Annotated in this window: 25 protein-coding genes and 2 tRNA genes; 18 read left to right on the forward strand and 9 right to left on the reverse strand. The window is 54.6% G+C overall.

From position 1 onward, the window contains the following. Position 1: 1 nt before the first annotated feature. The 14 genes from VFA09_09500 to VFA09_09565 all read left to right on the forward strand — a co-directional run bounded on the left by VFA09_09500 (position 2) and on the right by VFA09_09565 (position 15387). Positions 2-1147 carry a M20/M25/M40 family metallo-hydrolase gene (locus VFA09_09500; GenBank protein HZU67503.1) on the forward strand — a complete coding sequence of 382 codons (1146 nt, stop codon included), beginning with the start codon at positions 2-4 and terminating at the stop codon, positions 1145-1147. 11 nt (positions 1148-1158) lie between these two features. Further along, positions 1159-2037, forward strand: coding sequence for an alpha/beta hydrolase (locus VFA09_09505; GenBank protein HZU67504.1), 879 nt, complete (start codon positions 1159-1161; stop codon positions 2035-2037). 175 nt (positions 2038-2212) lie between these two features. Further along, positions 2213-4021 (forward strand): thiol reductant ABC exporter subunit CydD, encoded by a 1809-nt coding sequence (cydD, locus tag VFA09_09510; protein HZU67505.1) that lies wholly within the window; start codon positions 2213-2215, stop codon positions 4019-4021. Further along, positions 4018-5763 (forward strand): thiol reductant ABC exporter subunit CydC, encoded by a 1746-nt coding sequence (gene cydC, locus VFA09_09515; GenBank protein ID HZU67506.1) that lies wholly within the window; start codon positions 4018-4020, stop codon positions 5761-5763. The genes cydD and cydC overlap by 4 nt, the downstream gene beginning before the upstream one ends. 16 nt (positions 5764-5779) lie before the next feature. Continuing rightward, positions 5780-7153 (forward strand): cytochrome ubiquinol oxidase subunit I, encoded by a 1374-nt coding sequence (locus VFA09_09520; GenBank protein HZU67507.1) that lies wholly within the window; start codon positions 5780-5782, stop codon positions 7151-7153. 9 nt (positions 7154-7162) lie between these two features. Beyond that, positions 7163-8206 carry a cytochrome d ubiquinol oxidase subunit II gene (gene cydB, locus VFA09_09525; GenBank protein HZU67508.1) on the forward strand — a complete coding sequence of 348 codons (1044 nt, stop codon included), beginning with the start codon at positions 7163-7165 and terminating at the stop codon, positions 8204-8206. 202 nt (positions 8207-8408) lie between these two features. Continuing rightward, a complete protein-coding gene (locus tag VFA09_09530; GenBank protein HZU67509.1) occupies positions 8409-9272 on the forward strand; it encodes an SPFH domain-containing protein in 864 nt (287 codons plus the stop codon). A gap of 168 nt (positions 9273-9440) precedes the next feature. After that, the gene (locus VFA09_09535) at positions 9441-9989 is read left to right on the forward strand and encodes a hypothetical protein (protein ID HZU67510.1); all 549 of its coding nucleotides are present in this window, start codon (positions 9441-9443) and stop codon (positions 9987-9989) included. Between the two features lie 701 nt (positions 9990-10690). Further along, on the forward strand, positions 10691-11194 hold the full coding sequence (locus VFA09_09540) for a MarR family transcriptional regulator (GenBank protein HZU67511.1): 504 nt from the start codon (positions 10691-10693) through the stop codon (positions 11192-11194). A 166-nt stretch (positions 11195-11360) separates the two neighbouring features. Beyond that, positions 11361-13346: an MDR family MFS transporter gene (locus VFA09_09545; GenBank protein ID HZU67512.1), complete on the forward strand. Its 1986-nt coding sequence runs from the start codon at positions 11361-11363 to the stop codon at positions 13344-13346. Between the two features lie 60 nt (positions 13347-13406). Next, complete coding sequence (locus VFA09_09550) at positions 13407-13883, forward strand: hypothetical protein (protein HZU67513.1); 477 nt, start codon at positions 13407-13409, stop codon at positions 13881-13883. Next, entirely contained in the window at positions 13883-14182 is a 300-nt protein-coding gene (locus VFA09_09555) for a hypothetical protein (protein ID HZU67514.1), read from the forward strand. Before VFA09_09550 ends, VFA09_09555 begins: the two co-directional genes overlap by 1 nt. Positions 14183-14534: 352 nt before the next feature. Continuing rightward, positions 14535-14945: a hypothetical protein gene (locus VFA09_09560; protein ID HZU67515.1), complete on the forward strand. Its 411-nt coding sequence runs from the start codon at positions 14535-14537 to the stop codon at positions 14943-14945. A 49-nt stretch (positions 14946-14994) separates the two neighbouring features. Beyond that, on the forward strand, positions 14995-15387 hold the full coding sequence (locus VFA09_09565; protein HZU67516.1) for a PPOX class F420-dependent oxidoreductase: 393 nt from the start codon (positions 14995-14997) through the stop codon (positions 15385-15387). A gap of 361 nt (positions 15388-15748) precedes the next feature. Here VFA09_09565 and VFA09_09570 read toward each other — a convergent pair whose 3' ends face one another. From VFA09_09570 to VFA09_09610, 9 genes are all read right to left on the reverse strand, one after another. After that, on the reverse strand, positions 15749-16525 hold the full coding sequence (locus VFA09_09570) for an acetate uptake transporter (GenBank protein HZU67517.1): 777 nt from the start codon (positions 16523-16525) through the stop codon (positions 15749-15751). A 306-nt stretch (positions 16526-16831) separates the two neighbouring features. After that, positions 16832-16905: transfer RNA gene (locus tag VFA09_09575), tRNA-Val, on the reverse strand. A gap of 70 nt (positions 16906-16975) precedes the next feature. Then, positions 16976-17057, reverse strand: a tRNA-Leu gene (locus VFA09_09580). A 94-nt stretch (positions 17058-17151) separates the two neighbouring features. Beyond that, entirely contained in the window at positions 17152-17562 is a 411-nt protein-coding gene (locus VFA09_09585; protein HZU67518.1) for a MaoC family dehydratase N-terminal domain-containing protein, read from the reverse strand. Between the two features lie 24 nt (positions 17563-17586). Next, positions 17587-18159 carry an NUDIX hydrolase gene (locus tag VFA09_09590; protein HZU67519.1) on the reverse strand — a complete coding sequence of 191 codons (573 nt, stop codon included), beginning with the start codon at positions 18157-18159 and terminating at the stop codon, positions 17587-17589. Between the two features lie 33 nt (positions 18160-18192). Next, positions 18193-18936: an enoyl-CoA hydratase-related protein gene (locus VFA09_09595; GenBank protein ID HZU67520.1), complete on the reverse strand. Its 744-nt coding sequence runs from the start codon at positions 18934-18936 to the stop codon at positions 18193-18195. A gap of 28 nt (positions 18937-18964) precedes the next feature. Then, complete coding sequence (locus VFA09_09600; GenBank protein ID HZU67521.1) at positions 18965-20551, reverse strand: benzoate-CoA ligase family protein; 1587 nt, start codon at positions 20549-20551, stop codon at positions 18965-18967. Between the two features lie 51 nt (positions 20552-20602). Next, positions 20603-21349 carry a TlyA family RNA methyltransferase gene (locus tag VFA09_09605; protein ID HZU67522.1) on the reverse strand — a complete coding sequence of 249 codons (747 nt, stop codon included), beginning with the start codon at positions 21347-21349 and terminating at the stop codon, positions 20603-20605. Positions 21350-21351: 2 nt separating this feature from the next. After that, the gene (locus tag VFA09_09610; protein ID HZU67523.1) at positions 21352-22458 is read right to left on the reverse strand and encodes an ROK family protein; all 1107 of its coding nucleotides are present in this window, start codon (positions 22456-22458) and stop codon (positions 21352-21354) included. Between the two features lie 208 nt (positions 22459-22666). Here VFA09_09610 and VFA09_09615 point away from each other — a divergent pair, with 208 nt between their 5' ends. The 4 genes from VFA09_09615 to VFA09_09630 all read left to right on the forward strand — a co-directional run bounded on the left by VFA09_09615 (position 22667) and on the right by VFA09_09630 (position 26984). Next, entirely contained in the window at positions 22667-23518 is an 852-nt protein-coding gene (locus VFA09_09615) for an alpha/beta hydrolase (GenBank protein ID HZU67524.1), read from the forward strand. 104 nt (positions 23519-23622) lie between these two features. Next, the gene (locus tag VFA09_09620) at positions 23623-25293 is read left to right on the forward strand and encodes a molybdopterin-dependent oxidoreductase (GenBank protein HZU67525.1); all 1671 of its coding nucleotides are present in this window, start codon (positions 23623-23625) and stop codon (positions 25291-25293) included. A 150-nt stretch (positions 25294-25443) separates the two neighbouring features. Further along, a complete protein-coding gene (locus VFA09_09625) occupies positions 25444-26016 on the forward strand; it encodes an RNA polymerase sigma factor (GenBank protein ID HZU67526.1) in 573 nt (190 codons plus the stop codon). 53 nt (positions 26017-26069) lie between these two features. After that, positions 26070-26984: a hypothetical protein gene (locus VFA09_09630; GenBank protein ID HZU67527.1), complete on the forward strand. Its 915-nt coding sequence runs from the start codon at positions 26070-26072 to the stop codon at positions 26982-26984. Positions 26985-26996 lie beyond the last annotated feature (12 nt).

Below are 26996 nucleotides of genomic sequence, written 5' to 3' on the forward strand. Positions count from 1 at the left end.
TATGCTAACTGCATCCCAGTTGAACCAGTTGCGCGAAGCCGCTGAAAAACGTACTGAAACGGTTGCTGAACTCGCTCAGCGCATCTGCGCAGTTCCAGCGCCTACCGGAAATGAAACGGAACGCGCGCAGTTCGTCGCCTCGCTCTGGCAAGAACGCGGCTACACGCCCGAAATTGATGCCATTGGCAACGTCTACGTGCGACGTGGAAGGCACGAGCAGCGACCGCTATTGATGCTACTGGCACACACTGATACCGTATTTCCGCAATCGACGCCTATTCTCGTCGAACGCCAGGGAGACATCTTGCGCGGTCCTGGCATCGGCGATAACAGCGTCAACGTCGCGTCCATGATTAGCGTGATAGATGTACTCGATGAGTTGGGAATAGAAACAGACGCCGATATCATCGCCGTTGCCGACGTGGGTGAAGAGGGCCTGGGAAATCTCCGTGGTGCGCGTGCGGCCGTCGAACGCTATCAAGAGAACCTGGGCGCGGTAATTGCCATCGACGGCGACCTTGGCAGCATCACTCATATCGCGGTTGGCTCGAAACGCTGGCGCATCACTGTACGCGGTCCCGGAGGACATTCGTATGGGTCGTTTGGCAAGCCCAGCGCCATTCATGGCCTGGCACGCATCATTGCTGCTATTGCCGATCTGCGAGTTCCGCAGGAGCCAAAGACGACCTACAACGTTGGTGTCATCGAAGGTGGCACCAGTGTCAATACCATCGCGGCTCATGCCGCCGCTCTACTTGATATGCGTTCAACCGATGTCGCTGCTCTGAACCGGCTTGCTGAGGAGGTACAAGCAATTGCCGAGGAGCGTGCCGGCCCGGGTTTGCAGGTTGAGATTGAGGTACTGGGCGAACGTCCTGCCGGCGAACTAAGTTCATCACACCCGCTGGTGCAACTGGCCGCTGGCGCTATCACCTGGATAGGGATGAAGCCGGTATACGAGGCATCCAGCACGGATGCCAATATCCCCATCAGTCTCAATATTCCGGCGGTCTGTATCGGCATCACGCAGGTCGAACGCGCGCATACACTCGAAGAATTCCTCGTCGTCTCGCCCATCGGAAGCGGACTCGCGCAACTCGCGCGCCTCTGCATTGAGGCGTGTTCATTGATTGCGCAAAAAGTGTAAAGGACATATCGATGCTCTCTACCCAGGAAACCTGGCAGCACCGCGAAATACTTGCCAACGGCATCCGCATGCATTATGTCACGCAGGGCGAAGGGCCGCTCGTCGTCTTATTGCATGGATTCCCTGAGTTCTGGTTCTGCTGGCATAATCAAATAGGTTTTCTCGCCGACCTTGGCTATACAGTCGTCGCCCCTGACCTGCGGGGCTACAACGATACCGACAAACCTCCCACGGGCTATGATGTGCCTACCCTGTTAAAAGATGTTGAGGGGCTTATCCGCGGTCTGGGATACGACAGGGCTATCATCGTCGGACACGATTGGGGCGGAGCGATTGCCTGGGTGTTCGCGATGCGCTGTCCACAGATGACTGAGCGCCTGGTCATCCTGAATGCTCCTCATCCCTGGGCCTTACAACGCGAACTGCGCACCTTGCAACAACTGCGGAAGAGCTGGTATGTCTTCTTTTTTCAAATTCCCTGGCTGCCTGAAAAGCTGCTCAGCTATAATCACGCCGCGCCGGTAGCAAGATTAATCTATTCATCCGCCGTTCAAAAATCGGCCTTTCCACCTTACGTATTGCACCGCTACCAGGACGCCATCAGCAAACCGGGCGCGATGACGGCAGCCATAAACTATTATCGCGCCACAGCCCGCAGGGGCGGCTACGGTTTTAGAGGCACCGGAGCCAGGTCAAAAGCTACTATTGATGTTCCCACCCTGCTTATCTGGGGCGAGCAAGACGTGGCGCTTGGTACCGGTCTAACGCGGGGACTCGAACAATGGGTGCCCAACCTTCAGATCCGCCGCATTCCCGACAGTGGACACTGGGTGCAGGAGGAGAAACCGGACGAGGTCAACGCCTTCATAGCAGAGTTCTTGCACAGTTGAAAAGATTAAAGCAAGTATTGGTAATCGTCCCCTAACCTCGTGGATATTTGTTGCATTTTGATTGACCTGAGAGGTATATAAAGAAAGAGGAAGATTCTGCCTTTAGCATACCTGCCAATACCAGGGAGGCAGAGTATACCCATCGATTTACAGAACCGACTACAGGCAAATCAAGATGAATAAAACTCTCTTTCGATATATCCGGCACGCTCGCGCTACACTCATCCTCACGATCATCTTTGGTCTGTTAGGGACTGGCGCGATCATCGTTCAAATGGCCTTGCTCAGCAAGGTTGTGAATAGCGTATTCTTACTCCATCAGGGGCTTACCCAGATCACATGGCTGCTCCTGCTCTTGTTAGCCTCGATTATTGTACGAGCAGGCCTGGTGTGGATACGCGAAATAACGGCTCAAAGGTGCGCTATTCGTGTCAAGTCCGAACTGCGCCGGCGCCTGTTCGCTCACCTGCTGCAATTAGGACCCGCTTACAGTAAGGGCGAATCAACGGGCGAGTTGGTAGCAACGATCAGCGAAGGTATTGAGCGCCTGGATGCCTACGTGAGCCGCTATTTGCCCCAACTCGCATTCAGCGTGCTGGTGCCGCTTTTGATCGTCATCTATATTTTCCCGCTCGATTGGGCCAGCGCGGTAATATTGCTGGTGACCGGGCCGGTTATTCCACTCCTCATGATGCTGGTGGGGAGCTATGCCGAGAAGCAGGTGCAGCGCCAGTGGCTCGCCTTAGCGCGCATGAGCGCCTACTTTCTGGATGCCGTGCAGGGCCTGCCCACCCTGAAGCTCTTTGGCAGCACTGAGGCGGCTCGCAAGCGCGTGGCCCTGTTAAGCGACGGCTTCCGCGAAAGAACGCTCAAAATGCTGCGCGTCGCATTCCTTTCAGGCATGGTGCTTGAATTTATGGCGGCCGTCGCCATTGGCCTGGTGGCAGTGGCCCTCGGAATACGCCTGCTCAATGGTGGCATCCCGTTCGAGACCGCGTTTCTGATACTGCTGCTGGCGCCGGAGTTCTACCACCCCTTACGCGAGCTTGGCGTGCATCGTCATGCCGGCATGGAGGGCAAGGCCGCGGCGGAACGCATCATTGCAATTTTGGAGACGCCCGTACCATATAGCAATGCAGGAGCCAGTGATGGAGTTTTACGCGATAATCGGGCGACGGGGGCCGATAAATCGGCCCGCCCATGTCATTCTGAGCGCAGCGAAGAATCCGTGCCTCGCCCTCGTAATCAACTCACCATCACATTTACCGGCGTAACCTATACCTATCCGGGCAGCGAGCATCCCGCCCTGGACAATGTTTCCTTGACGCTGCCCGCCGGAAGCTTCACGGCCCTTATCGGTCGCAGCGGAGCCGGTAAAAGCACGCTCGTCAACCTGTTGCTGCGTTTTATGGATCCCCAGCATGGTCATATCACGGTGAACGATATCCCCATCGCGGAACTACCCATCGAACTCTGGCGCGAATACGTGGCCCTGGTTCCCCAGCGGCCTTATCTTTTTTATGGCAACGTACTGACAAATATTCGATTGGCGCGACCGGATGCGAGCGACGAAGAGGTCGAACAGGCCGCGGAACTCGCGGGCGCGCTCGAATTCATTCGCCAGCTTCCGCAAGGCTTCGCGACCGAAATCGGCGAACGAGGAACGCGATTGAGCGCGGGCCAGGCGCAGCGCATCGCCATCGCCCGCGCTTTTCTCAAAGATGCGCCGCTGCTCATCCTTGATGAGCCAACCTCAAGCCTCGATACCAGGAGTGAGTTCCTGATCCGGCAAGCCCTCGAACGCCTGACACACGAGCGCACCGTGCTGGTAATTGCCCACCGCTACAATACGATTGCCCATGCCAACCAGGTCGCGGTATTAGAAAATGGAAAACTGGTCAAAGTTGGCGAGCCGGATGACTTGTTACAACCTGAGGGAATGTATGCCCAACCGGGAAGCTCTGGAAAGGCGGTGTTCCTGTGAAACTACTGTTTCGCCTGCTCTCATTCCTATCGGCATTTCGCTGGCAGGCAGCGTTTGCTATCCTGCTGGGCTGCGCGATGATCGCCAGCAATATGGCGCTGCTGGGCATGGCCGCGTACCTCATCGCCGCCGCGGCGCTCGCTCCTTTGCTGATCACGCTCACCATACCGATCTATATCGTGCGTTTCGCCAGTGTCTCGCGGGCCGGTTCGCGCTACCTGGAACGCCTGGTTTCACACAATGTGACGTTCCGTTTGCTGGCGGAACTGCGCGTCTGGGTCTACAGCCGCCTGGAGCCGCTGGCTCCCGCCTATTTGCAAGCATATCGCAGCGGCGATGTCCTTACGCGCCTCGTTTCGGATGTCGAGGAGCTACAAAACATTTACCTGCGCGTATTTTCGCCCATCATGGTTGCCATCGCCATCGGACTGCTTACCTTTGGCCTCTTCAGCCTCTTCAGTCCCGCTCTGGCCTGGACGGCCCTGGCGTTCCTGGTCGCGGCGGGCTTTGGCGTACCCTTGCTGTCGGGCTGGCTCGCTCGCGGCCTGGGAAAGCAGCAGCTTGCCTTGCGAGCCGAACTGAACGCGCACATCGTCGATAGCATCCAGGGCATCCAGGACCTGCTGGCCTGCGGGCGCGCCAGCGATCAGGAAAACAAAATTGCCAATCTTCAAGACAAACTGGGACAGATACAAGGCCGCATGGCTTTCATCGCAGGCTTACAGCAGGCGCTCAATGATCTCTTAATGAACCTCGCGTTGTGGTTGCTCTTGATCCTGGCGATACCGCTCGTCATCTCCAAAGCCATCGATGGCGTCTACCTGGGCTTCCTGGGCCTGGTAATTCTTGCCAGCTTTGAAGCTGTCCAGCCGCTCGGTCAGGCCTTTCAATTTCTAGGCCACTCGCTCGCCGCCGGAGAGCGGCTGTTTAAAGTAACCGATGCCGTTCCGGTGGTAGCCGATTATAAAATTGAACAGGCAAAATTGGCCCCAGAAAAACCGCCCGGTCGCATCCTGGAATTTGACCACGTCCATTTCAAATATGCGCCCGGCGAGAACGAAGTGTTGCATGATATCAGTTTCACCGCCTCTCCTGGCAAGCGCGTTGCTATTGTCGGTTCCAGTGGCTCCGGCAAAAGCACCATCGTCAACCTGGTCTTGCGTTTCTGGGACCCAACGGCAGGTATAATTCGCCTGGATGGGCAGGATATCCGGCAGTACGCGCTTGCCGATTTGCGCAAGGTGGTAGGCGTGGTCGCCCAGGATACCTATCTTTTCAACGATACGATACGCGGCAACCTGCTGCTGGCGAGGCCGCATGCCGCCGAGAGCGACATCGAACAGGCGCTGGAACAGGCGCAACTTACCGATTTCGTACGCCAGTTGCCGCGCGGCCTGGGAACCTGGGTGGGCGAGCAAGGTCTGCGACTCTCAGGCGGCGAACGACAGCGCCTTGCCATCGCGCGCACCTTGCTGAAGAACCCGCCCCTGCTCATTCTGGACGAGGCGACCGCCAACCTTGACCCGGTTACCGAGCGCGATCTGCTTGCGACCCTGGATATCCTGATGCAAGGCCGCACGACCTTGATTATTACCCATCGCCTTATCGACATGGAGCGTATGGATGAAATTCTGGTGCTTGACGAGGGCCAGATTCGGGAGCGCGGTACGCACGAACAGTTGCTCAAAGCACAGGGGCTTTATCACTACATGCTGGATGTGCTTCACCCGGCATACCGGTAGATCAGGAGGAGATGCCATGGATGTTTCAACGATAATGTCACGCTTACAGTTTGCTTTCACGATCTCGTTCCATTATCTCTTTCCCCAGTTTACCATGGGGTTGGCGCTGCTGCTCGTGATTCTCAAAAGCCTGTATCTGTGGCGCAAGAACGAATTATTCAATAGAAGCGCACATTTCTGGGCGAAAATCTTTGCCATCACCTTTGTGGTGGGCGTAGTGACGGGCATTCCGATGGAGTTTCAGTTTGGCACGAACTGGTCGCGCTTCGCCGCTTATGCAGGCGATATCATTGGGCAGACCCTTGCCATGGAGGGTGCCTTTGCCTTCTTTATCGAATCGGCTTTCCTAGGCATCTTCCTCTTTGGCGAGCAGGCTTTTGGACAAAGGATGCACTGGTTCTCAGCCTTGATGGTCTGGATAGGCACCTGGGCTTCGGGAGGCTTCATCATTGCCTCCAATGCCTGGATGCAGCATCCGGTTGGCTATACCATATCCTCCGATGGTCGTCTCCATCTCTCCAACTACTGGGCCGTGCTGTTCAATCCCTGGATTGTGCCACAATATATGCATACCATGAGTGGAGCCGTCGTCACCGGCTCGTTTGTCATGGCCGGCCTGGGAGCCTATTACATGCTGGTGAAGCAGCATCTCGATTACGCCCGCATATTTGTTACTATAGGTGTCATTGTGGGCGTCATTTCCAGCTTTTTCCAGCTTTTCCCTAGTGGAGACCTGGAGGGTCAGCAGGTAGCCACCCACCAGCCAACCAAACTCGCCGCGATGGAGGGCCTCTTCCAGACGCAACAGGGCGCCGGCATCGTCATCCTTGGACAGCCAGATACAGACCGTGGAACATTGGACAATCCCCTGATCATACCCAATGTACTCAGTTTCCTGACCTACCGGCGCTGGACGGCTGAGGTCAGGGGCCTCGACGCCTTCCCTGCCGATCAGCATCCCGATAATGTCGCGCTGCTCTATTATAGCTATCATATTATGGTTGGGCTTGGCACCATTTTCATTGCCATTATGGGCCTCGCGTTTCTCCTGCTCTGGCGTGGTCGCCTCTTTCGCGCGCGCTGGATGCTATGGATTTTGATGCTGGCGACGCCTTTCCCTTTTATTGCCAATACAGCAGGATGGTTCACGACCGAACTTGGCCGCCAGCCCTGGATCGTTTTTGGGCTGCTGCGCACCATCTCAGGATCATCTCCCGTCCTATCATCCGGCAATGTCCTCTTCACCCTGATCGGATTCGCGGGTATGTACCTGCTGATCGGCCTGCTCTATGTCTTGCTGGTGGTGTTTGAAATGCTGCGCGGCCCGGTGCAAAAGGAAGAAGGCCCACAGGAGGCCGAGGGATTGGCCGACCTGTTAGTAGAAGGATAAGGTGCAAAGATGCAGACGCTATGGTTTATCCTCGTTGGTTTTATGCTCACCATGTACGTTGTACTGGATGGTTTTGACCTCGGCGCCGGGGCCATTCACCTGTTCGCGGCCAGAAATGATTCCGAGCGCCGCCTGATCCTGCGCGCGATTGGGCCGGTGTGGGATGGCAACGAGGTCTGGCTGATCGCGGCAGGTGGCACGCTCTTCTTCAGCTTCCCAGTGCTTTATGCTTCCAGCTTCAGCGGTTTCTACCTGCCCTTAATCATTGTCCTCTGGCTGCTCATGCTGCGTGGCGTCGCCATAGAACTACGCTCGCTGTTCCCAAACCCGGTCTGGAATTCCTTCTGGGATGGCATATTCTTTATCGGCAGCGCCCTGCTCGCCATCTTCTACGGGGCAGCGATGGCGAACGTCATCCGTGGGGTGCCGCTCGATAAGAATCGCAACTTTTTCCAGGCCCTGTGGACGGATTTCAACCCGTTTAGTTCCAATCCTGGCATCCTGGACTGGTATACCATCCTCATCGCTCTGATGGCGCTTGCCGTGCTGACAACTCATGGCGCCACATATGTCGCGGTCAAGACGAATGGTGATCTCAATGTCCGTTCGCGGCTCATTGCTCGCGCCACCTGGGTCGCCACTATCATCCTTGCGATACTGGGAACGATTGCAACCTTTGCCGTCCAGCCCCATATCATCGCCAGCTTCTTTGCGCGTCCCTGGGGATTTATCTTCCCGCTTACCGCGCTGATCGGCATCGTGGGCTCCATCTTTTATAATTTACGCGAGCGCGATCTGACCTCCTTTTTCTTTTCCTGTGCCTTCATCGTGGGCATGCTCGCCAGCGCGGCCTTTGGCCTGTACCCACTGATGTTACCTGCCGTGAACCCGGCCTACAGCCTGACTATCCAGAATGCCTCAGCATCACAATATGGTCAGACTGTGGGATTAGTCTGGTGGATTATCGGCATCATCCTGGCCTCCATCTACTTCATCCTCACCTATCGCCTCTTCTGGGGCAAGGTCGATGTAAGAGCAAGCGAGGGGTACTGAGTAGGGGCGACCCTTGCGGTCGCCCTTAGATTTTAATCCAAATGGTCGCCCTTAGACTTTAAGACAAAACCCGTACTTGATTTTTTCCAATCTCGTCCGTTTAACAGGTATGAGGATTTTCTCATGCTCCTTTCATCTTGCAATTGGACAAGAACGGAAGGTCCAGTGTATATAGTATCAGAACCAAATACAGGAGGTTTTTATGCCTGGAGTTCGCAGTGTTATTTCCACCTTGACCGACAACGGCGAAGAGGTTATGGGACCAGAGATTCTGCTCTGGCACTATCCCAACAACGATATCGTGAATGGCTCACTGCTCACGGTAGAAAGCAACCATTTCTGTGTCCTCAAATCGCGCGGTGCCATCCTTAACGTGTATGAGACAGGCCAGTACCCGGTGCAGACCCCGGATCGTCCGCTTTTCGGCAATATGCAGCAGGCATTCTACGGCGGCCAGAGTCCATGGCAGTACGAGGCGCTTTACATCAATCGCGCCAAACTCGTGTTGAAGACCAACGGCATGGCGCTCTCGCGCGAAATGGCCGAGATGGTCTATAGCGTGGATTACTACATTCATGTCGAGACACGCGAGGCGGCGGTACAGCTTGTTCAACACATGCCTTATCGCGGGCATGCCATCACCACGCAGGAAGTCAATAGCTATGCCGGCCCCGTTATTGAACAGGCCGTAAACCAGCTCGTGCAGATCACCCCGCTCGAATCGGTCAATGAGAAGATTCATGATCTCTCACAGATCGTCTTCCAGCACCTGCAGCAGTTCCTGGCTACCTATGGCATCACGCTCAATACCGTCAAAGTCCTGGTCTTCCCACGCGACGAGCGTATGAAAGCTCTCATCTCGCTCAAGGCCTTCGGACTCAGCGAAATCGACGCTGTGCGCTACTACACGGCCATGTTGATGGCGGAACGCGGCGTCGTCTCTGCCCCCAATATGGCGGTTGGCCTGCCTTTCAATATTAGCGGCGTGCAGCCAACTGCCAGCACCGACCGCTACACGGTCAACTCAAGTGCGCCTGCTGTGATTCCCCAGCAACAGAATCGATAATCAAGTAACGCAATGCCTGGCACCCATTGGGGGTGCCAGGTCAATCAAGGATATCCCGCATTCTGTAGAGACAGCGGCTAGCCCCTGTCCCGCAATAAGTGCCAGGTCAATCAGGATATCCCGCATAGTAAGGGCGTACCCGGGTGGTCGCCCTCCAGGAGACCCGCAATGAGTTCAGGACCATCCAACGACCCCATCGTGCAGCAGTTGCAATTATTGCTCACCGGCTACGGGTATAACTTCTACAACACAACGACTCAAGCGCGCGCCGATGACATGCTGGTGCGACAGCGCGCCTCTTACTTCCTCTCGCAGGCTCTTTCCATGCTGGCACAACTGCGTAACGACTATGCCATGCGCTTCATCCCACCTCTGACACGGGCTAATCCCGACCCGCCGCAGGAAGTCATGGCGCAGATACGCGAGATCGAATCTCTCCAGCAGGCGCTTTCCAGCCTGGAATCGCATATTCGCGGCATGTCTGTCCCCACGCAAGATCGCGTCTGGTGGCGCTTCCGCCAGGAGCAGCCGTTACTCATGCAACTGCTCAACTTCGACCTGTCACTGGTACGCAGTAGCGAGCAAATCTACCAATACGTTTCCCAGCTGACCCCCGACCTCTGGAACAGCCAGGGTGGCAGCACCCTGCGGCAGATGATCCAGCAATTGACGCGGTTGGCACAGGAACGCGAGCGGTTTTTGTTGTTGCCGATGTAAAAACCGGTAATTTGATTAGCCAGCAGGAATTATTTCCGCTATAACGGGCTGTATCGCGTCAATAAACAGGGCCAGTTCAATGTTCCCTTTGGCAGCTACAAGAATCCGGTTATTTGTGACGCCGAACGGCTTAGAGCAGCCAGTTATGCGCTCAGGAACGCCGAATTATGCTGTGCCGACTATCAGGAGACACTACGACAATACGCCGAAGCTGGTGATTTTGTCTACATCGATCCACCTTATCATCCTGTTTCTAAATATTCTGATTTTAAACGCTACACGGCAGAGTTCTTTTATGAAGAAGACCAGCGTATCCTGGCCGAGACAGTAAAGAAACTTGCGCAACAGGACTGTTATGTACTGGTAAGCAATTCTCATTGTGACTTCATCCTGGATATCTATAAAGGATGCGAGATTATCGAGGTTTCGGCGAAGCGCAATATTAATAAAGACCCACAGAAACGGGGCGATGTGAAAGAGGTACTTGTAGTATGCGGACATTATTTGTCATCCCGCCAGATTATCCACCAACCCGCTTTATGGGGAGCAAACAGGGAATACTCCTCACTTTACTCCGACCCCTTCCAATTAACCTACACCATCAAATAGATTGACAACATCGTAGTAATATGTTAGACTCCCTTGTGTGAGAAAAAAGTAGCATAGATAGGTGGCATAACCAATAGAGGAAGGAGAGGAACATGTCCCAGACTCACGAGGAACTTGAGCAAGAAGTCATAGCACAGTACAGGACGATGATGCGCGGGCTCAAAGCAACTATGGGGCAGGCCTGGATGCAGATCGATCTCACCTTGCCCCAGATGCGCACGCTGCTTGTTCTTGCTGAGGGCCCGCTCGTAATCGGGCAGATCGCCCAGCGCCTGGGTATCGGCCTCTCAACCGGTGGTCACCTCGTTGACCGGCTCGTGCAGGCCGGACTGGCCGAACGCACCGAAGATATCGAGGATCGCCGGCGCACGCTCGCAAAGCTCACTCCACAAGGCGAAGAACTGCTCGCCCGCCTTTGGAGCGGGATACACCAGATACAGGAGTGGCTGCATGAGGTGAATCAGGACGATCTGGCCGCGTTCTTGCAAGGACTCAAAGCAATCAATTGCGTTGTGTACCAGAAACATGCGTCTATTGCTGATCTGAAATCCGATAAAGATTGTCAAACACTTGAACTATTGAAGCATCAACACTAATCCATCTTGCCAGAACGCCACCTGCCCTGATGAATTTTGACAGCCGCATCCGGGAAAACTGTGGGGACAGTGCCTTGTGACTGTCCTCGTCCGGGTCCAGGATTTTCCGCGTGCGATTGGAAAAATCCGCGGGCGCTCAGGCAAAAGAGAAGGAGGAATGTAATTTATGGCACAGGCACAAACCGGGTCAGTCGCGGCTATTTCCGCTCTCGAGCCAAAAGCTTTGAGAGATACCGTCAGCCGCCAACGGCTCGTTTTAATTATTATCGGCGTGCTGCTAGGTATGCTGCTCTCCGCTCTTGACCAGACCGTTGTCGGCACGGCCTTGCCGCGCATCGTCACCGACCTTGGCGGTTTTGATCACTATGCGTGGGTGGTCACCGCATACCTGCTCGCATCTACCGTCTCGATTCCGATCTACGGCAAGCTCTCCGACATCTATGGCCGCCGGCTATTCTTCGTCAGCGGCATGGTCATCTTCCTGATTGGTTCGGCGCTTTCGGGTACCAGTCAGGACATGACGCAATTGATCATCTATCGTGGCATCCAGGGATTGGGCGCGGGCGCATTGATGCCCATCGCCATGGCTCTCATCGGCGATATCTTTCCACCGGCCGAGCGCGGTAAATGGCAAGGGCTGATTGTGGCAGTATTCGGCCTCGCCACTATCGTCGGGCCAATCCTGGGCGGTTGGATTACCGACAACTGGGGCTGGCGCTGGGTCTTCTACGTCAATATGCCTGTTGGAGCTGTCGCTATCCTGGCCGATGGACTCTTTTTGCCCGGCATTGGACGCCGCATCCAACATACGATTGACTACCTGGGCGCGATCACCTTGATTGCCTGGTCCGTTCCATTGCTGCTCGCCTTCTCCTGGGCCGGCACGCAGTATGCCTGGGGATCATGGCAGATTATCGGTCTGTTCGTCTTTTCCGCGATAATGCTGGCAGTGTTTGTCTGGGTTGAGACGCGCGCAGCTGAGCCTATCATCACGCCTCGTCTGTTCAAAAACAGCATCTTCTCGGTCTCGACGCTTGCTATGTTCCTGCTCAGCGCCGGCATGTTCGGAGCGATTCTCTACCTGCCGCTCTTCGTGCAGGGAGTACTGGGCAATAGCGCCACCAATTCTGGTGTTGTACTGACCCCCATGATGCTCGGATTTATGTTCAGCAGTATCGTCGGCGGCCAGATTCTCTCGCGCACCGGCCGTTATAAGATACTCGCCATCTGCGGTTTCAGCATCGCCTCGGTTGGTATGTTCCTGCTCTCGCGCATGACCGCCGCAACGCCGGAGAGCGAAGTCGTGCGCAACATGATCGTTACCGGCCTCGGCATGGGCGTGATGATGAGCCTGTTCACCATCGTCGTACAGAACGCTTTCCCGTTCAAGCTGCTTGGTGAAGTCACGGCCAGCCTCACCTTCTTCCGTTCAATCGGCTCGACCCTTGGCGTAGCTGTGATGGGCACAATCCTCACCAACGATTTCCAGAACGCCTTTCAGAGCAACTTACCGGAGACGCTGAAACGAGTGATACCACCCGCCGCGCTTTCGCAACTGAACAACCCACAGATACTGCTCTCGCCGGAGGCCGTAACTGCTATTCAACATCGCTTCGCGGCCTTTGGCCCGCAAGGTGCGCAGCTCTTCCAGCAACTGCTGCATGCCATGCAGGTGAGTCTCTCGGGCGCGATCACCAACACATTTTTCCTGGGCTTCATTATCATGCTGGTGGCTTTGTTCTCGGTGTTCTTCCTGCGCGAGATTCCGCTGCGTAAAAGCAACAGCGGCCAGGCGGCAACAGTACAGGCGCAGCCTATCACGTCTGCTCCATCCGTCGTGAATCGCCGCCGCGCCTTGCTCGGTCTTGTTATGGTCATGATTGCGCGCGAGGCGCAGAAGCCGGATGCCAACCCGCAAATTCTGGAAACGCTATCATCTTCCGTCAATGGGCGCTATCCCCATGATTGGAGCGATGAACAGCGCGGCAGAGCCGTCGCCAGCGATATCCTCGAACCCATGTCCATCGCGCTCCTGGCCTCAGCCGTCAACGGCAACGGTCACGCGAATGGGGCAAATGGAAACGCTGCCGGTGCGCAGCAAGAAATGAATCTAGGAGAAGGTGATTTTTCCGCACACGGCTTTATCGGCTAATCTTACGAAATTATTGTACCTACATCATTTGAAGCACCTGAAAAACATGGAGGTTTCAACGTGCAAACAACACGAGTAACGATTGCCAAATACATCTGGGGCATGACCGCCAGCCTCATCATTCTACTGACCGGCGGATGGTTGATCCTGGCGCCTTTCGCGCTCGGTTATCAACCATGGGGAGCCGACTGGGCTAACCAGACCATCAATGATTTCTGGGTTGGTATACCCGTCGCCGTCGTAGCCCTGCTGAGCTTCACGCTCTTCTTAGTCTCGCTCATCGGCGCTTTACGCGCCTCAGGTGTGCTGGTTGTCACGCAGCGCCTGCAGCCAGTGATTGCGGCAGCCCCGGCTCAGGCGATGATGCAAACCGCGGCACCTGTGGCCCCGGCCACCTATTCCGATCAGAGCGATCTTGACCGCACGCTGGCAACGTTGGCAGCCGCCCTCGCAGCCGACTTGAACAGTCGCCGCCAGGCTCAGGCAAGCAGCGATCAGCAAACCGACCAGACCATTTCAAACAGGAGGGATGTATAATGACTTTAGGTACTGCAATGAGGCGGCTTTTCCCGCTTGGCAGCTATGTATTGCTGTTATTCTTTCTGGCCGGCATCTGGGTGGTCATCTCGCCATTCGCGATGACCACCCAGCCATCCGGCATTCACTGGATTCCCTCGACGATCAATAATGTGGTTGCCGGCAGTCTCCTGATCGTCGTCTCTCTCGCTGGTGTCCTCGGATACATGGCGTTCGAACTGCGCGACATCCTGCGCGAAGCACACGAAAAGCAATTGCAGCAAGAGTTGCAGGAACAACAGGCCACCGCAACATATTAAATTGGTAATACGCCGACTCGCGCCCGCGCCGTAGGGGCCGATGGATCGCGCCCAGCGCCGATTCATCGGCTCCGCGCCCCTTGCCGGAATACTTTGGTAAAATGCATGCTCAGCCTCACGTCCGTTGCCGGAGTAGTTTGTCAAACACCATGCTCGGCTCCTCGGATGACCACAAATAAGCTTGTTCAACTCCATTATTGCCCCCAGGGCGCGGCCTCTCAGGTCGCTCCAAAGGAAACGTACTCTTTGTCTAAATGCTTGACTAACCTCTCATAATCGGCTATAGTTGAGTAGTAGAACATAAGTTCTAAATCCGCTTAAATATCACTAATGCGATCGGAGGAAAAAGCATATGAGCGAAGAACAAACGCAAGAACCTATAAACGAAGTTCAGCAACATTACTTTGAGTTGTTCCGGCAAGTGCGCTACAATCTGCTTGATGGCGAAAGCGTCGTGCGCGACCTTACGGAATGGCGCGATCTATGGTATAGTGTCAATGCGATTCGCCTGCCTTTCCCATGCAGCGACAAGAACAGGCTACCCATCAGTCTCGCATTGTTGAGAACAACGCGCTGGAATTATTGGCCTGCCGATACCCTCTTGATTTGGACGAGCGAAGAAAAGCTGGAGAAACTGCAGCGCCTGGTCGAAGAGCGCTGGCAGGCAAGCGAAATCAGCGTGTACATACCTGAAGACGAAGAGATGATATTCGCCAATTTTCACGATGAGCATGACCGCGTTCTGTTTGTCTGGTGGGACTGACTTGAAGGCGATATCACGTGAATTTTCTAGAATGGGAGCTTAGACAATAATGGCCGATGAAAAGATTCAGCAACTCCTTTCAAAATCAAACAATGCCATCGTTGCCGTCAACCGGCCCGAAGGTGGGCCGCAACTCACACCCGTCTGGTACGCCTGGGATGGCACCACCTTTTATTTCTCTACCACGAAAGATCGCGCCAAATATCCCAACATCCGGCGTGACCCCAACATTTCGCTGATTGTCGACGATTTTGACATGCACAAATATGTCGTAGCCTATGGGCGAGCCGAAATTATCGAGCATGATTTTGCCGACCTGGTACGCCCGGTCATCAAAAAATACGTGCCGGCAGATCGCGTCGAACAGGCGGTGAAGGCAGTAGTTGACGACCCAAAGCGGGTACTGGTGGTGTTGCGACCCGATAAGATCGTTACCAACTGATAGCCATTTCACGGGTCATCTGCGCGCAAAGTAAGGGTGGGAGTGGAGGTAGATGGAGGGCGGGGAGCTTGCTCCGCCCATTAACTCCAGCCACGAAATCGCGGGCAGGCTTGCAATCGGCGTAACCCTATAGCGTATTATTTTTGTCGAACCCAATTTAGCCGTCCCCAAACGGCTATCCCCTATGTGGTTCGACATACTTTTTGTGGTGTGGTTTCTAACGAACCTGGAAGAACTCAATGAACGCTTGAGTCGGATGCAGCAACGTGAATCATGAAAGACTGAGAAAAGGCAAGTCAAGATCAACCCCTGTGTGACTCTTTCTCAACAGTTACACAGGGGTCCAACAACTTCTTCCACCTCAATCAACAGCAGAAATTCCACGCCCTCTAACCGGCAACGAGAATCGTGTCGCGGTACCCTCACTACCGAGAAGACTGGCAAGCGAAGTCACCCAGGCCGCCAGGGCAGCAACAATGAGTAGCCATCCTCCTATCATATTGGCGACGGTGTTATTTCCGGCCAGTTGTCCAACCGTCAACGCCACATAGCCGAGAAACAGTATCAACATTGTGCCTGTTAATAGCAAGTTCACACCCGCTGATCCAAGAAACAATATGGCGTTGAAAATTGCCCAGCAGAGGAAGAACAGCCCCAGCGCAAAACTTATGCTTCTACTACTCAGAAGGAAACCCAGGATACCGGCATTTGGCAGGAAGACCAGGCCAATGACAGCGAGAAAGGCCCCATAGGCCGTGAAGATGGTCGCGCTCAGCATTGAGTTTTTGCGGTATTCTAATATACCCGCAATAACAAGCACGATACCGGATATGAGGAGTACGCCCCCAACCGCTGGCCGCATAACCAGTGCCTGGTAAGGGATAATAAACCCGGTATAAAAACATCCCAGAACTGCTGTTGCGAATGCAAGTACATTCAAACCCAGCGGAGCCGGATTCGCGACGGTCATCCCGGCTAGCTCACCACGCGACCCAACACGCTGTTCAGCATATGGCTCGGCACGGGACCCAACACGCGGCTCAGTATACGGCTCGGCACGCGACCCAACACGCTGTTCAGCACGTGGCTCAACACCCCCCGGTTCCTGTGGCTCTGGAGCGGCATTGTAATCTCTCATCGCACTTCCTTTCTTTCACCTTATCTACTCTCCATTCACACTGTTTTTCAACGAGAGGCTACTCCAACCTCTTTGGGAGCAGTATAAGCGCTATGCGTCATGAAAACGCTATGGACAGCGTTATCAGCGTGGAGTGAGGAATTACGAGTCGGCCAGAACCTTTAGAACGAACATTCGCCGGTGAAGGAACCATGGTTTACAACACCATGTGGGGGCCAACCGAGTTTTAACTGATAAACTCTACTGTTGAAACTCCGCCTGGTCGTTTAATTCGGCTCGTAAAGCCAGTTGAGAAAGCAAAGAGGGTGGGCGACTAGGGATTCGAACCCCAGACCTACTGCGTGTAAAGCAGCCGCTCTAACCAGCTGAGCTAGTCGCCCCTATCTGCGTGAGGAAAAATATAGTGGCACCCCTCGCGGGTGCCTTTGCTTATTGCTGTATATATGTGGGTGCCCTCGACTGGACTCGAACCAGCACGCCTTTAAAGGCACAGGCCCTCAACCTGCCGCGTATACCATTCCGCCACGAGGGCTAGTCATAACGTAACGGATTTCGCAACCTATTCTATACCTATGACTCCGATTTGTCAACGCTTTAGAGGCTCTGATTTTCTCCGTGTGATGAAGTTACTTCTCGCGCACAATAGAAATGCTGCGGGCCGTATATACCGGCTGCTGCTCGCTATCGGTTCCGGTCGTTTCACTCGTAATGAATGTCATAGAGCCGGTACGCCCTGCCTTCTGGCGCACATCCACAATGCGTACAACGCATGTCACCTGCTCGCCTATCCGCAGGCGGCGAGTATAGTGATATTCCTGCTCGCCGTGCAACAATTGCATCTTGTTGCCATCCAGTTCCAGGCCTGGAATGCGCGTGCGGAAGGTCGTAGGAAACGTTGGCGGAGCGTAGTGCAATGGCTCCCCGCTTTGCAGTGCCGGGTCTTCCGTGGCCTCCATAAAGCGTTTCACCGCTTCTTCCGTCACCTCAAACGTTTGAGGTTCAGAACTTTTACCAACAAGGCTGTGATCTATGGGCATGATTACTACTCCTTTGGGCGCGAACTAGAAACAGGATTTCAAGTATCCAAGGCGTTCCAGTGCCATATACGCGGCGGGAATCTGGCCCATGACCGCGAAGCTGCCATCATGAATCATTGCCAGCAACTGCTCCGGCGTAACCAGCAGGTTTTCGATAACCTCAGCGGGATCAACCTTGGGCGTACCCGTCTTGCGCACATCGCGGGCCAGGTACCACCAGGCTTCGGTACGCGCTCCGGTCGGGTTGGCATACATGTGGGCCAGCAACTCCACTTTGTCATCATCGAAGCTGTATCCCGTCTCCTCCATCAGCTCGCGCCGCGCCGTTACCAGCGGATCGTCCTCGTTTGCATCAATACCGCCAGCCGGAAATTCAAGCACCTCGCGTCCGATACCGTGCTTGTATTGAGAGTTGATGAGAAATCGTCCATCTTCCGTTACAGGAACGATGCCGACCCAACCACGATTTTCAATGATGTAATAATCAGCAATCAGAGGCCCATTGGGAATGGCTACCTGCTCGCACCGCACTTTCAGAAAGGGACTATCAATAATCTGCCGGTACGAGAGCGTTTGCCAGGGGGCATTTCTTGCCATCGAAAAACTTCTTTCTAGCAATGTAAGATCTTTTTACATATTTTTCCAGTTCGGTTTGCGTTTCTCCAGAAAGGCCTGCAAGCCTTCGCTGGCATCTTTTGTTTGCATCACCTTTTCGAGATAGAATGCGTTGACCTGCTTCAAGGTTTCAAGCGCTGTCGCGTGATTGGTCTGCGAAGATCGACCCAGCTGCGTGCTGGCCTTGGTAAGTTGCAGCGCTATGGCACTTTTTTCCCGCAGCATATCCAGGATGTGTTCCATCTCTTTGGGTATGTCACTAGAAGGTACAGACCAGGTGACATACCCCAGGCGCGCTGCCTGCACACCGTTCAGCGCCTCGTTGCCGGCCTGCACATTTGATATAGTCAGCACAGCCTCATCGGCTACAAGCGTAAGATCAGCAGCCTCAATCAGCAACCAGGCCGCCGCCGATGGAGTGGCACGCGCGACTGCCAGCACGGGTTGAGCAATAGCCTGGATTGATGCAAGCGCCACCTCCACAACGGTGGAGACGCTGCCCGGCTCCCTTGCTCCCCGCATTTTGCCCGTCGCATACTGTACTGCCTCGTCGGTGACCGGTACATCTTTGATGCCTTGCTGCAATTCCCCCGTGAAATCCAGTACCACAGCTTTAATGCCGCTGCTGCTTTCAGTATTGAGGGAAGCGCAGGCGATGCTTAATTCCTTAAGCATCAGCTCGCCTGGATGAGACGATAAAATGATGCGAATCGTTTGCGCCTCGGATACAATTCTCAGTACTCGATAGGCTTGCTGCATAAATGTCTTCCTACAAAAAGAAAATTGATTAAACTTCCTCTCCGCCCCTCAACTTGAAGCGTTGTATTTTGCCGGTCGCGGTTTTGGGCAATTCGGGAACAAACTCGATCCAGCGAGGGTATTTGAAAGGGGCCAGCCGGTTCTTGACGAATGCTTTCAGTTCGTCCGCCAACCCCTCCGATGGCTCGTAGCCGTGCTTGAGAACAACATATGCTCGCGGCTTAACCAGCCCTTCCGCGTCAAGATCACCCACTACCGCGGCTTCGAGTACCGCCGGGTGCGCGATCAGTGCCGCCTCTACCTCGACCGGTGAAACCCACTGGCCGCTGACCTTGAGCATATCATCGGCGCGTCCACAGTACCAGTAGTAGCCCTCTTCATCCTGGTAATACTTGTCGCCGGTATGAATCCAGTGGCCGTTGATCACATCTTTGGTCTTCTCGTGCTTGTTCCAGTAGTACGCGGCGGTGCTATCTCCCTTAATCAGCAGGTTGCCGATTTCGCCCTGCGGTACAGGCTGGCCCTTTTCATCGGCAATGATGGCCTCATAACCCGGCACAAGCTTGCCGGTACTGCCCGGCTTTATCTCGCCAATGCGATTGCTGATGAAGATATGCAGGATTTCGGTGCTGCCGATGCCATCCAGGATATCGACATGGAATTTCTCCTGCCAGCGGCGTAGGATATCGGCGGGCAGCGATTCTCCGGCGGAGACACAGATGCGCACAGAGGAGAAATCGAAGCGTTTCTCGGCATCCGACAGGGCCAGCATGCTCGCGTAAAGCGTTGGCACGCCATAGAAGATGGTCGGACGATATTGCTGCACGACCTTGAACATATCCTCGGCCACCGGTCGTCCCGGATAGAGTACAGCGCTGGCTCCTACGGCAAATGGGAAGTACAGGTTGTTGCCAAGGCCATAGGCGAAGAAGAGTTTGGCCGCTGAAAAGGTGATATCGTTTTCGGAAATGTTAAGAATAGGTTTGGCGTAGCATTCTGTGCAGTAGGCCATATCATGCTGCAAGTGGACGCAGCCCTTGGGAAAGCCGGTGCTGCCCGAACTATAGAGCCAGAATGCGCTGTCGTCGCGACTGGTTTCGGCGGCCTGCAGGTCGGGCGAGGCTTTTTGCGCCCATCGCTCGAAGTCATGCACGGTAGCCGTTTCATGCTCCCCGCTCTCTTCGAGTCCAACTACAACAACGTGACGCAGGTACTTGAGTTGAGGTAGAATTGCCTGCGCCTGTTTCCATAGCACGGCATGCGTCAGCAGCACGCGCGCTCGACTGTCGTTGAGCATGTAGACATAATCATCCGGGCGCAGGTTGGTGTTGATGGGAATAGGCACGGCTCCCATCTTCATGGCTCCAAAAAAGGCGGCAGCAAGTTCAGGCGAATCGAGCATGAGCAATGCTACACGCTGCTCCAGATCAACGCCCAGCTCACGCAGGCCATTACCCACGCGGTTGGCGAGTTCCGCGATCTGCGCGTAGGTATAGGCGTTTCCCTCGTAATAAATAGCGGTTTTTGCGCCCCGCCCTTCCTGCACATTGCGATCCAGGAAATCGGTAGCAGCATTATACAAATCTGGTATGACGATCTTCGGGATGGTCAACATAGGGCATACCTCTTTTCTTTTCGGACGCTATTCCCAGAATCTGGTTCTATTTTATCCCAAACTGAGGTGTAAAAGAAACTCCCGGTTGCCTTCACGCCCATAAATCGGTGAATCGGTCAAGCCTTTTATCAGAAAGGGCGTATGTTCGCGTATCCAGCCCTGCAGTTCATTCAGCACGCGCTCGTGTACAGCAGGGTCGGTAATGATGCCCGCGCCCCTGTCGGCCTCGGCTTTACCGGCCTCGAACTGGGGCTTGACCAGCGCCACTACCCACGCCCCGTGCGCCAGCAGCGGTACGATGGCGGGTAACACAAGCCGCAGCGAAATAAACGAGACATCGATGGCAGCGCACTCAATGACCTCCGGTAAGCTGCTAACATTGCGAATGTTGGTATGTTCCATGACGACGACGCGCGAATCGTTGCGCAATTTCCACGCCAGTTGAGCGCGTCCGACATCGATGGCATAAACCCGTTTCGCCCCATGTTGCAGCAGGCAATCGGTAAAGCCGCCGGTTGAGGCCCCAACATCGAGCGCCACCAGGCCCGCCGGTTCCAGGTGGAAGGTCTCCAGCGCCTTTTCAAGCTTCAGACCCCCTCTACTGACATACTTCAATTCCTCCGGCGTTTCAGCCAGGCGAACATCGGCGTCAGGCGCTACAAGCGTGCCCGGCTTATCGACCACGCGATCCCCCAGATATACTTGCCCAGCCATGATTAACGCGCGCGCCCGTTCGCGGCTCGGAGCCAGCTCCCGCCGCACTAGTGCAATATCGAGACGTTCCTTGTTTGATGCCATGCTTATCTTGCTAGAAGATTATTATAGTAATATATCAATCCGCCCGCTCCGATCAGCCCCACATTGGTGCCGAGCTGTGCCAGGGAAATCTGAACGGCCTCGCGGGGAGCTTTCATAGCACGCTCTTGCACAATGCGCAGGGCAGGCTCCATCAGCATGCGCCCCATCTGTGTCACGCCTCCCCCCAGGATGACCATTTCGGGATTGAAGATATGAATGATGTTGACAAGCCCGGCTCCGAGCGCTTCAGCCGCGTTGGTAATGATCTCGCGTGCCAGGGGTACGCCGGCCTCAGCTGCCCGTGCTACGGTACGAGAATTCACCCGCAGCGCTTCTCCGGCAGCATCGAACTCTTCCTGCTCGTTCAATGGCAGCGTCGACGATTCTTGTGTTGGTAAGGCTGCCGGGTCGGGAACCGTATCAGGGTGTTCCAGCATCGTGCTGGCAAAGGCGAGCAATTCAACACCCTCACCGGCCGCGATGGCTTCGTTGGCGCGGCGTGCGATGGCGGTACCGGAAGCCATCGCCTCCAGGCAACCGGTACTGCCGCAGCTGCACGGCACTCCTCGCCAATCAATGCTCATATGTCCCAGTTCGCCCGCTGTCCCACTTGCTCCCTCAATCAGCCTGCCGTCGATGATGATGCCGCCACCGATACCGGTACTGATCGTAAGATACACAATATTCTTATAGCCACGGCCCGCTCCGAAAAGAAATTCACCGAGGGCCGCGGCGTTGGCATCGTTCTCAACATACGTCGCTACCTTATAGCGTTCATTGAAAAGATCACGCAGCGGAACATTGTCCCAGCCAGGCATATTTGGTGGTGAATAGATAATACCTGTGCGGTTATCCAATGGGCCTGGAGTGGCAATGCCTATGCCCGCGACCTGGTCCAGCGAGACATGAGCCTCGTCAAGCGCCTGCTGTATAGCGTTATGAAGACGCGGAATGACGCTTTCGGGAGTGCGGTTGGCTCCCGTGAGAAGGCCTACGCGCGAAAGTAGCCTGGCCCCCTGCAATACCGCTGTACGCATCTGCGTGCCACCAAGGTCTACAGCTAAAACCAGCGGCAAATTTTGCGAGCCGGCGATCTGGGCCTGATTCATATAGGACTCCTACATTAAACAAACAGAATTATTAACACAAGCGACGATTCAGATAATACCCTATTTGAGGAGGTGAGACAAGGTACGAGGTTATGCAATCTCCGGGCTTACGCGAACAGTATGGAGGATGCCCTCGCATTACTCCACTTTTCATGATACACTGGCATGGTGTGGGATCAAGCTAAGAAAACCTTGAAGGAGAATATTCATGACTGAGAAGATGGAAGTACAAACAGGCTTCGCAGAGGTAAATGGAACGTGGCTGTGTTACGAAGTTGCGGGTACGGGTCATCCGCTAACCTTAATTCATGGCGGATTGGTCAACAGGAAATTATGGGACGATCAGTTCGAGGCGTTCGCGCAACACTACCGGGTCGTGCGCTTTGATATGCGCGGCTTTGGCGATTCGGGACTGCTCTCGGCGCAAGGGGAAACGATTTCGCTTGAGAAGGATGTGCATGATCTGCTGCGATATCTGGGCATTGAGAAAACCTATTTACTCGGACTCTCCATGGGAGGGGCGATTGCAATTGATTTTACGCTCCGCTATCCCGAAATGGTAGATGCGCTTATTCCGGTGGCTATGGGTTTAAGTGGCTTTGTGCCTGAGGACAAGAAGGAGAATGAGAAAGAGCAGGCTCACTGGAAAGAGGTGGGTGAGGCGCTCGAACAGCATAATCTTGATCGTGCGGTCGAGCTAACGCTCCGTAAATGGACAGATGGCCCTGCCCGCACGCCAGACCAGGTTGATCCCGTTGTACGCGCGAAAGTGGGCGCTATGACAAGGCGTAACTATGAGCGTCCAGATGTATTGGAGGATGTGGAGCCGGAACATCAAGGGCAACCGGCGGTCGGGAGGCTTTCGGAAATTCATGTTCCGACACTGATCATTGTCGGCGATCAGGATGTGCGCGTCATCCTCCAGATAGCAGATGTACTCGAAAAAGGGATCGTGGGCGCGAAAAAGGTCGTTATTCGTGGCACTGCACATCACCTCAATATGGAGAAACCAGAAGAATTCAACCGGGTAGTGCTGGATTTTCTGGAGTCGCTGAAGTAGCGGTCAAATTGATGAGGCCCCTGTAAATTTTATGCCGCAATTTCGTGTAACTTTATGGACTTTATAATATACTTACCTATATCATGCTGACGAAAGATACTGCCATGAAAAAGCATCAAAAGCTATTGCGGCGAAATAATACATCTGGCATAGGTTTCGTGGCCGGCCTGGCGGCTGGCCTGATCGCGACCGGCGTAATGCTGTTTCTCAGCGTCACATTTGGCGGCGTATCGCTGCCAGAGGAATTCGGTTCGACAATCACAGGATTAATGCCCCCATCGTGGTTCGAATACCTGCACCAGGCCATTGGCGCGGACGCGAAACACTACCTTTTCTACATCATCCTGGTGGGACAGTGTCTTGTATTTGCGCTGAGCGGGGCGATTTTTAACCGGCGCGTCAATCCTGGCAGCAAAGGCCTGGAATGGCAGCAAGGCTCGCTCTTAGCGTTCATCTTATGGCTCTTCGCCGGGCTGGTTTTGCTACCCGCAATCGGTTCAGGATTCTTCGGGGCTAATCTGAATGCCGGATTTGCCACCGGTATGATTAGCCTGGCGGTAGTCGGCGCGGTCTTTGGCCTATCTTTCGTGCTATTCCAGCGCTGGATTACGGCCCATGTACCAGGTGAGGAGAAGGCCGGGATGCAGCCATCACAGGCGTTGCAAAAAGCGGCCTCTGAAGCAGACGATGATTACGGTCGCATATCGCGCCGCGAATTAGTCCAGCGTGGTATAGTGCTGGCCGGCATTGGATTGCTGGGCGTGGGGCTGTGGAAATTTATCACCGATGGCGTCAGCACATCGAAGGTGCCCGTTGCCCAGCTGTTGCAGAATTATAAAAGTAAGATCATGCCGCCGCCAACGCCCAATTACGGCGCCATTACGCCGGTAAAGTTCCTCTCGCCGGAAGTTACTTCCAATGATCAGTTCTATGTCGTCTCCAAAAATCTGTATGCCGACCCCACCGTCAGCGCGAATGGCTGGCGACTGGTCGTCTATGGGCAGGTCGAACATGTGTTTTCGCTCACCTACGATGAATTGCTGGCCCAGCCAATGCAAACGCAATACGAATCGATGATGTGCGTCAGCAACGAGGTGGGTGGACCATACATGAGCAACGCGCAGTGGGAGGGCGTTCCCCTCAAAGACCTGTTGCAGCGTGCCGGAGTGAAACCTGGAGCCACGAAGGTCGTGTTCTATGCCGCGGACGATTATAGCGACAGCATCCACCTGTCGAAGGCGCTTGAGCCGACAACACTGCTCGCCGTACGCATGAATGGCGCCACGCTGCCTGATGGGCATGGCTTCCCAGCCCGTATGCTGGTACCGGGCATCTACGGCATGAAGCATGTTAAATGGCTCACGCGCATCGAAGTTGTCAATACAAATTACCAGGGTTACTGGCAGCAGCGCGGCTGGAGCGATGACGCGCCCGTGCGCCTGACCTCGCGTATCGATACTCCCCTGGATGGCTCAAGCGTGCCCGCCAACCGCGTCACCTATATCGCCGGCGTAGCGTTCTCAGGAGAAAAGGGCATCAGCGAGGTTGATGTGAGTACCGATATGGGAAGGACCTGGCAGCGCGCAACATTGAAAAAACCGTTATCGGATCTGACATGGGTGCTGTGGGAACTGCCATGGAAGCCCGCTCCCGGCAGCTATGTCGTGACGGTACGCGCCATCGACCTGGAAGGAAATGTCCAGGACCCCAACGTAGCACCCCCTCTACCAAATGGGTCATCAGGCTACCACAGCATTACCGTCTCTGCCTCATAAACGTCTTCTAATACAGGTAATATCAGAACTTCGCAAACTGGTATGCCCCCAAAAAAACTCGACAAATTTTTGTCCGGATTGCTCCCCGTGAATGATTATAGTAAGTGAAGGGGACAACACAGAAACGGGGAAGTCGCTGAAAAGGCCAACATGTTGACGGATGTTCAGGTGGTAGAGCGCCTGCGCGCGCGGGATGCATATGCCTTCCGTTCTTTGATCGAACGTTTGCAACAGCCTATCACCGGGTATTTGCATCGGCTCGTGGGAGACCGCGAAGTGGCTCTTGACCTTGCGCAGGATACATTTTTGCAGGTGTATAAGGAAATCGGGAAGACCTCGGACGACCTCGCTCTGGATGCATGGATCTATCGTATCGCGACCAATTTTGGCCTGCGCTACCTCAACCGCAAACGCCTGAAACAGTTTGTTGGCCTCGAGGCGCGCGAGATGTACGATGAGAGCCTGACCGAGGCAGGCCCCGAAGCTCAGACGGAGGTACGCATTCTGGTCCAGCAGGCTTTGGGCATGTTGAAGCCGAAGGACGCGGCAGTATTGCAACTGCATTATGGCAGCGGCTTCACCTATGAGGAGATTGGCCAGGTCATGGGGATGAGTTCTGAGGCAGTGCGTAAACGTGTAGCGCGCGGCGTAGAGAAATTTCGCGCGGTATACGGGAAAGTTCCCGCATCAATGCCTCAGAAAGTGGAACATTTAAAGGCCTGATTTGCTTGTTACCACATCCCTGGAGTGCAAAAGTGATGGTGTAAAAAGAGCCTATGGCGAGAAAAAACGGGTGGGTGCTGGATGAAGTTGGTAAGGAACATCCTGAAAATAGCATGTTACTGGCCTTAGAACGGCAGGAGCTTGATGGTCCCTTAGCAATCCAGATTCGCCAACATGTATTTCAGTGCCCACGTTGTCTTGACATGAGCAGAAATTTTGAAGATGCCGCTGATGTACTCAGCACGTTGAAGACGATGCAGCGCCATCTCAGATACACGGATGTGCCGCCCGAGCGGGTTTTCAATCGCCTGCAGGCCGAGGCCGCCAGGTATGAGCGCCGTTTATCGACACGCCTCATACGACGACTCGAGCCGGTACAACGCTGGTTCCTGCGCTATTGCAGATATTTCAAGCCTGTAAGTCGGCTATCTCCGGTATATGCCGCGTTAATTCTGATGGTGCTTTTAACCATGCTGGCATTTGGCATCGTTTTCGCTGCCAGCAGGGTGTTCTATGGTGAGGCGTTGCCTTTCATCCCGGCTCAGTCCGGTATACCTCAGGTGGGCCAGCCGAAAGGCATAACGCTGCCACAGCACCGGGCGCCATCGACGGCGAATCAAACAGGCCAGGGACAGTCAGGTGCGCGCATCTGGGATTGCACAAACAATCAGGAGCGCAAGCAATCGCTCATCGCCATCTGCGGCTCAGGCTTTAAACCTGGCGATAAAGTCGCGGTGCTGGTAACAATGCCTGCATCAGGCGAGCCAAAGCAGCGCCGTATCGTGATTGTCGATAACAAGGGGAAGATCAATCTGACAATAGCAATCAATCATTGCAACGTCCCGCTGGCTATTGTAGTGCATGATCTTACCAATACGAATGTGTATTCGAATACACTGCAAGGCGTCAAATTTGGGGAATGTCACGTACCTTTCCCAAATATTGGGAATAATACGAGAGGCCACTGAGTGGCCGGTACA

It is taken from the genome of Ktedonobacteraceae bacterium, from assembly GCA_035653615.1.
Classification (GTDB): Bacteria; Chloroflexota; Ktedonobacteria; order Ktedonobacterales; family Ktedonobacteraceae; genus DASRBN01.